Consider the following 14302-nt stretch of genomic DNA (forward strand, 5'->3'; position numbering starts at 1 on the left):
ATGACCACCGCTCTCGATCCTCGCCCCGTCGCCGACCGCGCGGCGACATCGCCCGTGGCGGGCACCGTCACCATCAACGTCCGCTCGATCGAGCGGACCGCGCTGGCGATCGTCCACGAGGAGCTGGACGTCGAGGTCTCCGCGATCCGCATCCGCCTGTCGGACGACGGAGGCGGTCTCGCCCTCGCGGTCTCCACTCCGGTGGTCCTCGAGCCGGCCCTCGCCGACGCGCCGGGGGCCTCCACGGGCACGGTGCTGGACCGCCTCCACCGCGACCGGGCCCGCATCGCCGCCCGCATGGAGGCGCTCACCGGCCGCACCGTCACCCGGGTCGACATCCGGGTCACCGGCACCCGCACCCGCAGCACGAGGAGAGTCGCATGAGCCCCGCACCGTCACCGCGCGACGCGGCACCGGACGCGCGCTACCGCCGCTTCCTGCGCCGGGAGACCCACAGCTCGCGCTCGGCCGCGCAGATCGTCGTCCTGCTGCTCGTCGCACTGGTCGCCGCCTACGTCGGGGCCGAGGCGGTGCTCGCCGTCTTCGGCGCGGCTCCCCTCCTGATCGCCCCCTCGGCGCTGCTCGCAGCGATCGTCGGAGTAGGCGACCTCGCCCAGGTCGCCCTCCTCGGCATCGCGGCCGGAGTGGCCGTCCTCGCGCTGATCCTCCTCGTCCTCGCCCTCGGCCCGGGTCACCGGGCGCGGCACACCATCGAGGACGACCGTCTCGCGGTCGTCGTGGACGACGGAGTGATCGCCTCGGCGCTCGCCCGCTCGGCCCGCACCGTCGCCCGCTCGCGCCGCGAGGACACCAGCGCCTCGCTCGGCCGCCGCACCGCGGTGATCGAGATCACCCCGGCGTCCGGGATCGCCGTCGACCAGGCGGCCGTCCAGTCGGCCGTCGACGACGAGATCACCCGCATCGCCCCCCAGCCCGCCACTCGGGCGTCCGTCCGCGTCGCCTCGTCCGGGAGGATCTGATGACCACGAGCAACCGCTTCGTCAACCGCCTCGTCCTGTTCCTGCTCGGCCTCGTGCTCGCCGCGGTCGCCGCAGGCCTCGTGCTGGTCGCCGTCTCCCAGCCCGCCAGGGACGCCGTGTCGGGCTTCGGCTCCGACGAGGGCGCCGCCCTCGTCTCGCGCCTCTCCCCCGAGGACGGCACGCCCTGGAGCGACGCGGCCGTCCTGTGGCCGCTCTACGCGATCGTGGGCGTCTGCCTCCTGGCGATCGTGATCTGCATCGCCCTCGCGGTGGCGCACGGTCGCGGCCGTACCGGCACCGTCCTCACCGATGTCGCGCAGGGCGACGGCCCGGCCGGCGAGATCGAGATCGCGACCGGCTTCGCCGAGGACGTCCTCGAGAACGCGCTCGCCGGTCGCACCGACCTGCTCGACGTGACGGTGTCGGCCTACCGGCACGGCTCCGCCTCGGCGCTGAAGGTCCGCGTGCTCCCCCGGGCCGGCGTCTCGCCGCGCACCGTCGTGGACGCCGTGCACCAGGAGGTCGTCGAGCTCGACCGCCTGCTGGGTGCCCGACTGCCCGTCGTGCTCGAGGTCGCCTCGAGCGCCCGCGCCGGCTTCTCGAAAGAGGACCGCGTCGCGTAGGACCGCGGACGCCGCACGGCGCCCGCCCACGACTCCCCCGGCGTCCCCGCCGGAGGACCACCACACCGAACGGAAGGAGCCCCTCATGGGTGCAGACGACAAGATCCGCAACGCCGCAGAGAACCTGGTCGGAAAGGCGAAGGAGACGGTCGGCAAGCTGACCGACAACGAGCGCCTCGAGGCCGAGGGCCAGGCCGACCAGACCAAGGCATCGGCCAAGAAGGTCGGCGAGGACGTCAAGGACGTCTTCAAGAACTGACCGACCCATTACCGGCGGAGGCCGTCATCGCGAAGCGGTGGCGGCCTCTTCTCGTCGTGGTCAGACGCTCCAGAACATGATGCGAGCGGCCGACGCCGAGTCGATGCTCTGGTCGAAGTTGTCGACCGTGTGCGAGGAGTACAGGATCGTGTCGCCGTCGACGCTCGTGACGATGCCGGTGTGATCCCAGTCGCCCGAGCCGTCCCAGTCGAACTGCACGACGTCGCCGACCTCCACCTGGTCGCGCTGCGTGTTCGAGAGCGGGGTCGCCCGCTCCGGGTGCGCGGCGAGGTACGAGTTGAACGCCGTCGACGAGGCCCAGGCCGAGCTGTAGCCGCCCGTCGAGGAGTAGTTCCACTCCTCGTCCATGGCCCAGCCGCGGGCGATGAGCGACTGCGAGGCGAAGTTGACGCAGTCGTTGCCCGAGATCACGCCGTACTGCGCGGAGTTGTAGTCGGACCAGTAGGTCTCGAGGTAGTCGAGCTGCGAGGCGAGGCGGCTGGCGTCGAGCGCGGCCGCGGCCTTGGCGGCCTCGATCGCCGGGTCGGGCGTGTAGGCGAAGGTGATCGCGGAGGCGACGACCTTCGTCGTGGCGAGGACGCCGGTCGCGGTGGGGCTCGGCGACGCCGTGGCGGTGGGGGCCTCGAGGTCGCTCGCGGGCTCCGCGGTGGCGGTTCCGGTCGCCGCGGTGTCGGCGTCGGCGGTCTCGGTCGCCGCGGGCTCGGTGGGCGCGGTGCCGGTGGTCGCGGGTGCCTCCGTCGTCGCGGTGTCGACGGCCGGCTGCGCGGTCTCGGCCGGCGTGCCGTCGACGGTCACGGCGGCGGCCTCGTCCGTCACGGCGTCGAAGGTGATCGGCTGCCCGTCGGCGTCGAAGAAGGCGACCGGCACGACTCCCTCGGCCTCGCCCGAGGCGGGGGGCGCGGTCACGGTGATCTGGTCGGCGTTCTCGACGGCGACCGCCCCTTCGGCGTCGCCGAAGCGGACCGTGGCGACGGCGTCGAGGTTGGATCCCGAGAGCGTGACGCTCGTGCCTCCGGCGACGGTGCCGGAGGTGGTCGAGACGGCGCTGAGCACGACGCGGGCGGAGGCGGTGGTCGCGGGCAGCACGGCGACGGTGGTCGGGCTCGACGACGGGGTCCCGGTGGCCGACGCGGACTCCGCCGATCCGGTCGCTCCGACGGTGAGGCTCGCCCCGGTGGCGACCGCGACGACGACGAGGCCGCCCGACATCGCCAGCACGAGGTGCTTGCGCGACGGTCGGAAGAACGAGGAGCCCCGGGGAGCCGGGTCGACCTTCGCCTGGTGGCCCTCGGCGGCGCGCCGGTCGCGGCGCGACGCGAAGACCTGCTCGCCCACGGCGTGCGGCGGCCGGGAGGCGGCGGGCGCGGTGGGCGCGGCCTCCGGAACGACTCGGACATCGGCGGATCGCCGACGGCCCTCGCGCTCGCGGGCCTCGCGGCGGGTCATCGGAGCGGTGGTCGCATCGAGCGGAGTCTGCTCGGAGGGTGCATCAGGGGTGGAGCGGGTGGAGCTTTGGGGCACAGGGGTATCTCACGGATCGAGGGGCGCGCGGCGGGGATCGCGCGCTGTTGAGCGGGGGAAGCGGCCATGTCACCAGGCGGGAGTGGGAGGACCGTTCGACGGCCCTCCGAAAACACTCCGAGTAACAGTACGGTAACAACCGGCGGGTGTCACCCCCGAGAGCGTCCGGATCTGATCGCTCGGGGCTCAGCCGGTGGTGCCGGGCGCGTAATCGGGCGCATCCGGAAGTCCGAACAGACGCTCGAGCGTCTCGATGCCCGCATCGTGCAGGTGCTGCGACAGCTCGACCCCGACGTGTCGGAGGTGGTACGGCTCCGACTCGTAGCCGGTGATCGGCGTCGCGTCCGGCTTGTACCTGACCAGGAAGCCGAAGCGGTGGGCGTTCGCGCCGACCCACTGCCCCTCCGGAGTGTCGCCCCAGCAGATCTCGAGCGCGCAGGCTCCCGAGGAGCCGACGACGTCGACGGCCCACCCGGTCTGGTGCTCGCTGTGCCCCGGGCGCGCGCTGGTCGCATCCGCCCCCGCCTGGCCGCGCGTCGACACCCACCCGGCGTAGACGCTGACCTGGGTGTCGTAGGAGCGGTAGGCGCTCTGCACGGCGAGCGAGAGCCCCGCCTCCGACGACGCCGCGGCGAACAGGGCGACGAGCGCATCGGCCGTCGCCTGGCGCATCGGCTGGCGGTTGACGTAGGACACGTCGGGATAGACCAGATCGGCCGGCACGTAGTCGACGGGCGTGAGGGTCCGCAGCTTGTTGACGACCACCCAGGGGCTGGCGGGGTCGTCGACGGAGTAGGCGGTGAGGTCGATCCCCGGAGTGGGGGTCGGCGTCGCCGTGGGCGTCGGCGCCGCGGTGGGTGTGGGAGTCGCGGTGGGCGTCGGGGTCGGCGTCGCGCTCCCGGCGGCCGTCGGCGTCGCGGTCGGCGTCGCGTCGCGCCCGCCCCCGATCGCCGCGCCCACGCCGAACGCGGCGACGCCGGCGGCCGCGGCGACGCCTCCGACGACGAGCACCCGGCGACGGACGGGGCGGGAGCGGGGCGGCTGGTTCTCGCTCGAGGTCATCCTCCGAGCCTACGCGCGGCCCTCCGCCGCTCTCCTCCCACGCCGTGTCCGGGCGCGCCCCTTCGCGGGGCTCTCCAATATCCTCTAAGGATTCACATAAGCGACTCCCCTAGCTTGTGTGTCAGCCTCGGCGACCACGCGGCTCCGCCCCCCTTAGGATCCGCGAACCCTCGGTCCCGAACGAAAGGACCCCATGCTCCGACCTCGACACGCGCCGGCGCTCCCCCTCGCCGACCTGACGAGCCTCCTCGACCTCCCCGGCGCCTCCCCCGCCGCCGCGGCGATCAGCGGGGTCACCCTCACCGCCTCGGACGTCGAGCCGGGCGACCTCTTCGTCGCCCTGGCCGGCGTGCACCGCCACGGAGCCGACTTCGTCGACGAGGCCCGCGAGCGCGGGGCCGCCGCCGTGCTGACCGACGCCGCCGGCGAGGCGGCCGCCCGCGCGACCGGGCTCCCCGTCCTCGTCGTCGACGAGCCCCGCGCCCGCCTCGGCGCGGTCGCCGCCGCCGTCTACGGCACCGCCGAGCGCGCTCCCCTGCTCTTCGGGGTCACGGGCACCAACGGCAAGACCTCGACCGTGCACATGATCGAGGGGATCCTCCGCCAGCTCGGCGTGGTCCCCGGCCTCAGCTCCACGGCCGAGCGCCACATCGGCGACACCTCCGTCACGAGCGGACTCACCACTCCCGAGGCGAGCGAGCTGCACGCCCTGATCGCGCGCATGCACGAGGAGGGAGTCGGGGCCGCCGCCATCGAGGTCAGCGCCCAGGCGCTCACCCGCCACCGGGTCGACGGAGTGGTCTTCGACGTCGCCGGCTTCACGAACCTCAGCCACGACCACCTCGACGACTACGGCGACATGGACACCTACTTCGCCGAGAAGGCGCAGCTGTTCCAGCCCGACCGCGCGCGCCGGGCCGTCGTCTCGCTCGACTCGCCGTCGGGCGCCCGCCTCGTCGAGGCCGCGGGGATCCCGCTCGTGACCATCACCTCTCGGGAGGGCGTCGACGCCGACTGGACGGTGACGATCCTCGAGCAGGAGTTCGGGCGGACCCACTTCCGCCTGCAGAACCGCGAGTCGCGGGCGATCACCACCTCCGTGCCGATCATCGGCGCGCACATGGCCGCGAACGCCGCGCTCGCCGTCGTCATGCTGATCGAGGCGGGCCGGCCCATCGGCGAGATCCGCGCGGCGCTGCACCGCGACGGCGGGATCGACGTGTCGCTCCCCGGCCGCACCGAGCGCGTCTCGGGCGACCGAGGGCCCACCGTCTACGTCGACTTCGGCCACAGCGCCGACGCCTTCCAGCGCACCCTCGAGGCGGTCCGCGAGGTCACGCCGGGTCGCGTGATCATGGTCTTCGGCGCCGACGGCGACCGAGACGCCCTGAAGCGGCCCGCGATGGCCGAGGCGGCGGTCTCCGGGAGCGACATCCTGGTGATCACCGATCACCACCCGCGCTTCGAGGAGCCCGCCTCCATCCGGCGCACCCTCGTGGAGGCGGCGCGGGCCGCTCGACCCGACGGCGAGATCCACGAGGTGGACGACCCCAAGCGCGCGATCCGGGTCGCCGTGTCGCTCGCCGAGGAGGGGGACTCCATCCTCTGGGCGGGCCCGGGGCACCAGAACTACCGCGACATCCAGGGGGTGCGCACTCCCTACTCGGCCCGGGCGGAGGCGCGCGCCGCGCTGCGCGAGGCGGGCTGGGCCGACGAGGCGGTCCCGTCCCCGGTCTGACGCCGCTCGGCAGCGCCTGAGATCCCGTTCAGGCTCGCCGGTGCCCCTGGGCGGGCCGTCGCACGAGGTGTAACTTTGCGCAGCACGCAACGTTTGCGGCGGCTCGCCGTGCCTGGAACGCGTCCCGCCAGACAAGGGGACACCAATGGCAGACACCGCACCTCGCTCGACCTCGCGGGGGGCCTCGGCCGCCGCCGAGCCGACGCCCTCGCGCGCGATCATGACCCACCGGCAGATCCTCTTCGTGATCTTCGGCCTGATGGCGGGCATGTTCCTCTCCTCCCTCGACCAGACGATCGTCGGCACCTCGATGCGCACGATCGCCGACGACCTCGACGGTCTCTCGCAGCAGGCCTGGGTCACCACGGCGTACCTGATCGTCTCGACGATCGCCACGCCCATCTACGGCAAGCTCTCCGACATCTTCGGGAGGCGACCGCTCTACCTGATCGCGATCGTCCTCTTCCTGATCGGCTCGACGCTCGCCGGCTTCTCGACCTCGATGCTCGGACTCGCCGGCTTCCGCGCCGTGCAGGGCCTCGGCGCCGGAGGACTCATGTCGCTCGCCCTCACCGTGATGGGCGACATCCTGCCTCCGCGCGAGCGCGCCAAGTACCAGGGCTACTTCCTCGCCGTGTTCGGCGTCTCGAGCGTCGTCGGCCCGCTGATCGGCGGCCTCCTCGCCGGCACCCCCGAGATCCTCTTCATCACCGGCTGGCGCTGGGTGTTCCTGATCAACCTGCCGATCGGCGCGATCGCGCTGTTCATCGTCGTCCGCTTCCTGCACCTCCCGAAGCCGGCCGGACAGCGCTCGGTGCGGATCGACTGGTGGGGCGCCGCCCTCGTCATCATCGCCGCCGGTCCGCTCCTGCTGATCGCCGAGCAGGGCCGCGAGTGGGGCTGGGGCTCCCCCGTCGCGTGGGTCTGCTACGTCGTGGGCGCGCTGGGCATCCTCGGCTTCATCCTCGCCGAGCGCATGATGGGCGACGACGCGCTGATCCCGCTCAAGCTGTTCCGCTCGCCGACCTTCTCGATGGCGACCGTCCTGGGTGTGCTCGTCGGTTTCGGCATGTTCGGCGGCATGATGTCGATCCCGCTCTACCTGCAGCTCGTCAACGGAGCCACGCCGACCGAGTCCGGCTTCCTGATGCTGCCGATGATCCTCGGCCTGATGATCTCCTCGATCGTCTCGGGCCAGATCATCTCGCGCACCGGCCGCTATCGCGCCTTCCCGATCGTCGGCACCTTCCTGATGTCGGCCGCGTTCTTCTACTTCACCTTCGTGACGATCGACAAGCCGGTGATCTTCATGATGGGCGGCATGCTGATGCTCGGCCTCGGTCTCGGCCAGATGATGCAGACGCTCACGCTCGCGTCGCAGAACTCGGTCGACGTCGCCAACATGGGCGTCGCGACGAGCGCCTCGACGTTCTTCCGGCAGATCGGCGGGACGCTGGGCACCGCGGTCATCTTCTCGGTGCTGTTCAGCCGCATCCCCGAGACGATCGCCGCCGCCTTCAAGAACCCGACGATCGCCGCGAACCTCCAGGCCGCCGCCTCCGACCCGACCGTCGCCGCCGACCCGGCGAACGCCGGGATCCTGAAGCTGCTGCAGTCGCAGGACTCCTCGGCGATCGGCTCGGCTCTCGACGGCGACACCTCCTTCCTGAACACCGCCGACAAGGCGCTCTCGGCGCCGTTCCTCACCGGCTTCAACGACGCCACCGTCACCGTGTTCTGGGTGGCGCTGGCCGTCGTCCTGCTCGCCTTCGTGCTCTCGTGGTTCCTCAAGACCCCGCCGCTGCGCGCGAAGTCGGCCATGCAGGAGGCGCACGACCTCGCCACCGAGGACGCCGCCGAGGAGCTGCGCCGCACCGATCCGCAGCTCGCGGCACGCGCCGGCGCCGACCTCGCGGCCGGCAGCATCGAGCCCGACCTGCGGACCGACTCCGTGCGCACGGCGGGTGACGACGCGGGCGACCGGCACTCGCGCTGACTCCCGGTCGCCCGGTGGTCCTCCGCCGGGCGCCTCCCCGGCCCCCGCACCGAGAGAGCGCTCTACGAACGCCCTAGGATGTGGGGTGACCGCTGCCGAAGGAGTCCGCCCATGAGCGATGCCCGCACCCCCACTCCCGACCTCTCGGAGCAGACCGCCCGTGCGGAGGGCCTCGCCGTCCGCGACTGGCCCGTCGGGTTCCTGTGGGGGTCCGCGACCGCCGCCGCGCAGATCGAGGGTGCCGGTCACGAGGGCGGCAAGGAGGACAGCATCTGGGACGCGTTCTCGCGCGTTCCGGGAGCCGTCGCGAACGGCGACACCCCCGAGGTGGCCGTCGACCACTACCACCGGATGCCCGCCGACGTGCAGCTGATGAAGGAGCTCGGCCTGGGCTCCTACCGCTTCTCGGTCAGCTGGGCGCGGGTCAAGCCGGGCGACCGGGCCGTGAACGCCGAGGGCCTCGACTTCTACTCCCGCCTCGTCGACGAGCTGCTGGGCGCCGGCATCCTGCCCTGGCTCACGCTCTACCACTGGGATCTGCCGCAGGCGCTGGAGGAGAAGGGCGGCTGGGCGAACCGCGACACCGCCGAGCGCTTCCGTGACTACGCCGAGGCGGTGCACGCGAGCCTCGGCGACCGCGTGCAGCACTGGACGACGTTCAACGAGCCCTTCTGCTCGACCCTGCTCTCGTACGGAGCGGGCGTGCACGCTCCCGGAGTGATCTCGCAGCAGGCGGCGCTCGCGGCGGTGCACCACACCCACCTCGCGCACGGCCTCGCGGTCTCGGCCCTGCGCGATCTCGGCGCGCAGAACCTCGGCATCACGCTCAATCTCTCCAACGCCGTGCCCGACGACCCCGACGACGAGGCCGACCTCGACGCCGCCCGCCGCTTCGACGCGCTGCAGAACCGCATCTTCCTCGATCCCCTGCTGCTCGGCGAGTACCCCGAGGACCTGCTCGAGGACGTCGCCGGCCTCGGGCTCGACGAGCTGATCGCCGACGGCGACCTCGCCGTGATCGCGCAGCCGCTCGACTTCCTCGGCGTGAACCACTACCACGACGACAACGTCTCGGCCCGTCCCCTCCCCGCGGGGGCGGAGGACTTCGCGCAGGCCACCGACCGCGAGGTCGGTTCGCCGTGGGTAGGGTCGGAGTTCATCACCTTCCCCTCGCGCGGACTCCCCCGGACGGCGATGGACTGGGAGGTGCACCCCGACGGGCTGCGCTACCTGCTCACGCGCCTCGGCCTCGAGTACGAGAACCTGCCTCCGCTGTTCGTCACCGAGAACGGCGCCGCCTACGACGACGTCGTCGAGGACGGCCGCGTCCACGACGTCGACCGCACCCAGTACGTGCTCGACCACGTCGAGAAGGTGGCCGACGCCATCGACCAGGGTGCCGATGTCCGCGGCTACTTCGTCTGGTCGCTGCTCGACAACTACGAGTGGGCGTGGGGCTACGAGAAGCGCTTCGGCATCGTGCGCGTCGACTACGACTCGCAGGAGCGCATCCCGAAGGACTCGGGCCTGGTCTACTCGCGCCTGATCGGCGGCAGCGCCGCCGCAGCGCTGGACTAGAAGATGAGCGAGGCACTGCGCGGGGCTGGCCGCTCGCCGACTCTCGAGATGGTCGCGGCACGCGCCGGAGTGTCGCGGGCGACCGTCTCGAGGGTCGTCAACGGCGCCCCGCAGGTCGCTGCCGAGATCGTCGCCGCGGTGCAGAAGGCGATCGGCGAGCTCGACTACGTGCCCAACCGCGCCGCGCGGATGCTCGCCTCCCGCCGGACGCAGTCGATCGCCCTGATCGTGCCGGAGTCGACGGCCCGCGTCTTCGCCGACCCGTTCTTCGCCTCGATCGTGCAGGGCGCGGCGATGCGCCTCGCCGACACCGACTACACGCTCTCGATGCTGATCGCGTCGGAGACCGACGGCGAGAAGACCCGGCGCTACCTCCTCGGCGGCAACGTCGACGGGGCCCTCGTGGTCTCGCACCACTCGGGCGACCACTCGTACGCGGCGCTCTCGAACTCCCTCCCGATCGTCTTCGGCGGGCGGCCGCTGTCTCCGGAGGAGCGCGGCTCGTACTACGTCGACGTCGACAACGCCGACGGGGCCGCGGTGGCCACGGCCCACCTCATCGGCCGCGGCCGCCGTCGCCTCGCGACGATCGCGGGGCCCGCCGACATGCCGCCGGGCGTCGACCGGCTCATCGGCTGGCGCAGCGCCCTGACCGACGCGGGCCTCGACGACGGCCTCGTCGAGTGGGGCGACTTCTCGCCCGACAGCGGAGCCGAGGCGATGCGCCGCCTCCTCGAGCGCGACCCCTCGATCGACGGCGTGTTCGCGGCGAACGACCAGATGGCCGTCGGCGCGTACGCCGCACTGCGGGAGGCGGGACGCCGCATCCCCGAGGACGTCTCGGTCGTCGGCTTCGACGACGACATGTTCGCCCGCACGGCCGTGCCCGCCCTGAGCACGGTCCGCCAGATCCCCGTCGAGCTCGGCGCGCGCATGGCCGAACTGCTGACGGCGCGCATCGAGGGCACCCCGGTCGAGCACCGGACGCTGATGCCCACCGAGCTGGTCGTCCGCGCGAGCTCCTGACCCGTCCCGCGCGACCCGTCGATTACTCGAAAGTTGCGGTAGTCGCGCTCGACTACCGCAACTTTCGAGGAATGGCGGGTCAACCGCGCCATCCGTGCGCATGGAGCGCCGCGCGGATCTCGGCGATGGTGCGCGCGCGCCCCTTGCCGAGCCCCTCCTTACGCACCGGGACGATGATCCAGCCCGCGAGCTGGAGCTCGAGGAGGCGCCGGCGATCTCTCGCGAACTGCGCGTCGCCGGTCCGGTGGTGCTCTCCGTCGTACTCGACCAGCACCTTCCACTTCTCGATCACGAGATCGCCGATCGCGATCAACCTGCCATCCGCGTAGATGGGTGCGTTCGCGACCGGCTCCGGCAGGCCGGCGTCCACCATGACGAGACGCAGGTCGGTCTCAGGACGGGAGGCCGCCGACTCCGAGGCGTCGGCGAGCGCTGAGCGGAGCGCCCTGCTTCCTCGGCCGCGGTACGCCTCCAGCGCAGCGGTGAGGGATTCCCTGGTCGCGAACGGTCGGTCTCCCCGCCCGAAGCGCGGGGTGAACAGGAGGTGGTCGGTCGCGGCGACGAGCTCCTTCAGCGGCAGTTCGGCCCCCAGCAGGAGCCAGGTCGATTCGGCATCGGTGACGGGAAGGCCCAGACGCTCCCCGAAGTGGAGGGACGTCGACGAGATGACGTGCCCGATCACACCACGACAGCGCGGGGGCCGAGCGGGATCGAGGACGGAGACGTGGATCGGGTCCTCCTCCGCGCGTCGCGCCGCGAGCGGGATCTCGAAGACGATCGCCGCGGTCAGGTGCGAGAAGTACTGACCCGCACGAAGCCGCGGCAGGTAGGCCCGCGCCCGATCGAGATGGGTGCGCGGTTCCACGACGGTGCGGATTCCGTGGAACGGGCGGGAGAGGATGCGACTCCGGACCCGGTCCTCCGTCCAGCCGGCGGCGATGGCGGCGCCGCGAGTGAAGGCGCCGAGCGGGTTCGTTGCGTCATCCATCCCGAGAGGATGCCGCGCCGCGACCCCCAGGAACCGTTCTCCCCAGTCTCCGTACTCGACACGCCCCTGTGGAGGAGCCGTCGCCCGTCGCGCGCCCGACCGACCCTCCGAAAGTTGCGGTAGCGGCGCGCGACTACCGCAACTTCTGAGGAATGGGGCGGGTTGCGGATTCGCGGCGAGACCGGCGCGGGCTGCGCAGGGTCAGAGGAAGAGGGGGGCCGGGTCGAGGGCCGCGAAGCGGCGGCGCATGACGGCGATGGCGTCGGCGTGCTCGTCGACGAGGACGAAGCGGCGGCCGAGGGCGTGCGCGACCGCGCCCGTCGTCCCGGAGCCTGCGAAGAAGTCGAGCACCGCGTCGCCCTCGCGGCTCGACGCCTGGACGATGCGGCGCAGGATCCCCTCGGGCTTCTGCGTCGGGTAGCCGGTCTTCTCACGGCCGGTCGGCGAGACGATCGTGTGCCACCACACGTCGGTCGGCCGCTTGCCGCGCTCGGCCTTCTCGGGCGTCACGAGGCCGGGCGCCATGTACGGCTCGCGGTCGACCGCGACGGAGTCGAAGTGGTAGCCGCGCGGATCCTTCACGTACACGAGGATCGTGTCGTGCTTCGTCGGCCAGCGCCGGGTGGGCTTCGCCCCGTAGTCGTAGGCCCAGATGATCTCGTTGAGGAAGCACTCGCGCCCGAACAGCGCGTCGAGCAGCACCTTCGCGTAGTGCGCCTCGCGGTAGTCGAGGTGCAGGTAGAGCGTGCCGTCGTCGGCGAGCAGCCGCCAGGCCTCGGCGAGCCGCGGCTCGAGGAACGACCAGTAGTCGTCGAAGTGGTCGTCGTAGCGGAGGAGATCGCCGCGGATCCGCTCGTAGCTGCGCCCCTTGAACCCCGCGATCGTGCCGGTGGCGGAGCGCACGGAGGTGGTCGAGGTGCGCACCTGCGCCCGCCCCGTGTTGAACGGAGGATCGAGGTAGACGACCGTGAAGGCCCCGTCCGCCAGCTGCGGCAGGACCTCGAGGTTGTCGGCGTGGATCACCGCGCTCCGCGACTCCGGGACGCCGTCCGCGATCTGGATCGTCCTGGGCATCGTGCCAGTGTGCCAGTCGCCCGACACGCCGCCGAACCCGGGAGGGCCCTGACGGGGCTCGCGGAGCCTCCGGCGTAGAGTGACGCGATGATCTCAGAGGTGCTGCACGACGAAGACCGGTCCCGCTACACCCTGTGGGTCGACGGCGAGAACGTCGGCCTCGCGGACTACGCGGTCCGCGGCTCCGACGTCGTCTTCCTGCACACCGAGATCGCCCCCGAGCACCGGCACGAGGGCCTCGGCGACAGGCTCGTCGAGGCCGCCCTCGACGATGCGCACGAGCGCTTCGGCGGGCACGTCGTCCCCGCCTGCCCCTTCGTCGCGGAGTTCATCGCCGAGCACCCCGACTACCAGGAGCTGCTGGCGAGCTGAGCCCGCCGCCTCACGGCACCCGGCGCAGCCACTCCTCGGTCGAGTACTTGGTGCGGACGAGCTCCTCGGCCTCGGCGTACTCCTCGGCGGTCAGATCGCCCGCCGTGCCCCCGTGCAGCTGCACGAACGTCGCCTTCATCCGGTCGATGATCTCGGAGCGGCTGAGCCCGGTCTGGCTGCGCAGCGGGTCGACGCGCTTGACGGCCGAGGCGATGCCCTTGTCCGACAGCTTCTCGCGGCCGATCCGCAGCACCTGCACCATCTTCTCGGCGTCGATGTCGTAGCTCATGGTCACGTGGTGCAGGACGGCGCCCGAGCCCAGGCGCTTCTGCGCGGCTCCGCCGATCTTGCCCGACGGCGAGGTGATGTCGTTGAGCGGCTGGTAGACGGCGTCGATGCCGAGCGACTGGAGCGCGCTGATCGTCCACTCGTCGAGGAACGCGTAGGAGTCGGCGAAGGTCAGCCCCTGCACGAGATCGCCGGGGACGTAGAGCGAGTACGTGACGACGCTGCCCGCCTCCATGAACATCGCGCCGCCGCCCGAGATGCGGCGGACGACCTCGACGCCGTGCTTCGCCGCGTTCTCGAGGTCGACCTCGTTGCGGAGCGACTGGAAGCTGCCGATCACGACGGCGGGCTGGTCCCACTCCCAGATGCGGAGGGTCGGCTCGCGGCGCCCCTCGCCGACCGCGGCGGTGAGCACCTCGTCGAGAGCGAGGTGCATCGCCGGGGAGACGGCCTTCGCGTGCACGATCCGCCAGTCGTAGTCGCGCCAGCTCGTCGCCTGCTGCAGCGAGCGGCGGATGGCGACGGCCACGGCCTCGGGAGTGAAGCCGAGCAGCACCGCGTCGGCGGGCAGCGCCTCGCGGATGGCCGCGGCGATCGTCTTCGCGTCGGACGTCGCGGGCAGGCCGACGACCGCGCGGTCGATGTCGTCGAGCGCCGTGTCGGGCTCGAGGAAGAAGTCGCCCGCGAGGCGGAAGCCGGCGAACCTCCCGTCGACCACGTCGAGGTCGACGACCACGAGCTTTCCACCGGGGACCTTGTACTCGCCATGCATGACG

14 protein-coding genes are annotated in these 14302 nt (G+C 72.1%); 9 read left to right on the forward strand and 5 right to left on the reverse strand.

What is annotated here, in order from left to right; all coding sequences use genetic code 11:
• The 4 genes from GRS92_RS01250 to GRS92_RS01265 all read left to right on the forward strand — a co-directional run bounded on the left by GRS92_RS01250 (position 1) and on the right by GRS92_RS01265 (position 1862).
• Positions 1-384: a hypothetical protein gene (locus GRS92_RS01250; protein WP_159852542.1), complete on the forward strand. Its 384-nt coding sequence runs from the start codon at positions 1-3 to the stop codon at positions 382-384.
• Positions 381-980 (forward strand): DUF6286 domain-containing protein, encoded by a 600-nt coding sequence (locus tag GRS92_RS01255; RefSeq protein ID WP_159852544.1) that lies wholly within the window; start codon positions 381-383, stop codon positions 978-980. Before GRS92_RS01250 ends, GRS92_RS01255 begins: the two co-directional genes overlap by 4 nt.
• Positions 980-1603, forward strand: coding sequence for a hypothetical protein (locus tag GRS92_RS01260; protein ID WP_159852546.1), 624 nt, complete (start codon positions 980-982; stop codon positions 1601-1603). The genes GRS92_RS01255 and GRS92_RS01260 overlap by 1 nt, the downstream gene beginning before the upstream one ends.
• 85 nt (positions 1604-1688) lie before the next feature.
• Positions 1689-1862, forward strand: a complete 174-nt coding sequence (locus GRS92_RS01265) for a CsbD family protein (RefSeq protein ID WP_159852548.1) — start codon at positions 1689-1691, stop codon at positions 1860-1862.
• A gap of 60 nt (positions 1863-1922) precedes the next feature.
• On the opposite strand, the gene GRS92_RS01270 is transcribed toward GRS92_RS01265, so the two are convergent.
• Together GRS92_RS01270 and GRS92_RS01275 are read right to left on the reverse strand one after the other, a co-directional pair.
• Positions 1923-3329, reverse strand: a complete 1407-nt coding sequence (locus tag GRS92_RS01270; protein ID WP_159852550.1) for an amidase domain-containing protein — start codon at positions 3327-3329, stop codon at positions 1923-1925.
• 261 nt (positions 3330-3590) lie between these two features.
• A complete protein-coding gene (locus GRS92_RS01275; protein WP_159852552.1) occupies positions 3591-4466 on the reverse strand; it encodes a M15 family metallopeptidase in 876 nt (291 codons plus the stop codon).
• Between the two features lie 193 nt (positions 4467-4659).
• On the opposite strand from GRS92_RS01275, the gene GRS92_RS01280 reads away from it, so the two are divergent.
• From GRS92_RS01280 to GRS92_RS01295, 4 genes are all read left to right on the forward strand, one after another.
• Positions 4660-6204 (forward strand): Mur ligase family protein, encoded by a 1545-nt coding sequence (locus tag GRS92_RS01280; RefSeq protein WP_159852554.1) that lies wholly within the window; start codon positions 4660-4662, stop codon positions 6202-6204.
• A gap of 220 nt (positions 6205-6424) precedes the next feature.
• Positions 6425-8200, forward strand: coding sequence for an MDR family MFS transporter (locus GRS92_RS01285; RefSeq protein ID WP_159853231.1), 1776 nt, complete (start codon positions 6425-6427; stop codon positions 8198-8200).
• Between the two features lie 111 nt (positions 8201-8311).
• On the forward strand, positions 8312-9778 hold the full coding sequence (locus tag GRS92_RS01290; RefSeq protein WP_159852556.1) for a GH1 family beta-glucosidase: 1467 nt from the start codon (positions 8312-8314) through the stop codon (positions 9776-9778).
• A 3-nt stretch (positions 9779-9781) separates the two neighbouring features.
• A complete protein-coding gene (locus tag GRS92_RS01295) occupies positions 9782-10804 on the forward strand; it encodes a LacI family DNA-binding transcriptional regulator (protein WP_159852558.1) in 1023 nt (340 codons plus the stop codon).
• A gap of 79 nt (positions 10805-10883) precedes the next feature.
• On the opposite strand, the gene GRS92_RS01300 is transcribed toward GRS92_RS01295, so the two are convergent.
• On the reverse strand, positions 10884-11792 hold the full coding sequence (locus GRS92_RS01300) for a hypothetical protein (protein ID WP_159852560.1): 909 nt from the start codon (positions 11790-11792) through the stop codon (positions 10884-10886).
• A 201-nt stretch (positions 11793-11993) separates the two neighbouring features.
• A complete protein-coding gene (locus tag GRS92_RS01305) occupies positions 11994-12866 on the reverse strand; it encodes a DNA-methyltransferase (protein WP_159852562.1) in 873 nt (290 codons plus the stop codon).
• 87 nt (positions 12867-12953) lie between these two features.
• Here GRS92_RS01305 and GRS92_RS01310 point away from each other — a divergent pair, with 87 nt between their 5' ends.
• Positions 12954-13238 carry a GNAT family N-acetyltransferase gene (locus GRS92_RS01310; RefSeq protein WP_056037503.1) on the forward strand — a complete coding sequence of 95 codons (285 nt, stop codon included), beginning with the start codon at positions 12954-12956 and terminating at the stop codon, positions 13236-13238.
• Positions 13239-13248: 10 nt separating this feature from the next.
• Here the strand turns inward: GRS92_RS01310 and GRS92_RS01315 are convergent, their stop codons facing one another.
• A complete protein-coding gene (locus GRS92_RS01315; protein WP_159852564.1) occupies positions 13249-14298 on the reverse strand; it encodes a lipoate--protein ligase family protein in 1050 nt (349 codons plus the stop codon).
• Between the last annotated feature and the right edge of the window lie 4 nt (positions 14299-14302).

Origin of the sequence: Rathayibacter sp. VKM Ac-2754, from assembly GCF_009807095.1 — a bacterium.
Taxonomy (GTDB): domain Bacteria; phylum Actinomycetota; class Actinomycetes; order Actinomycetales; family Microbacteriaceae; genus Rathayibacter.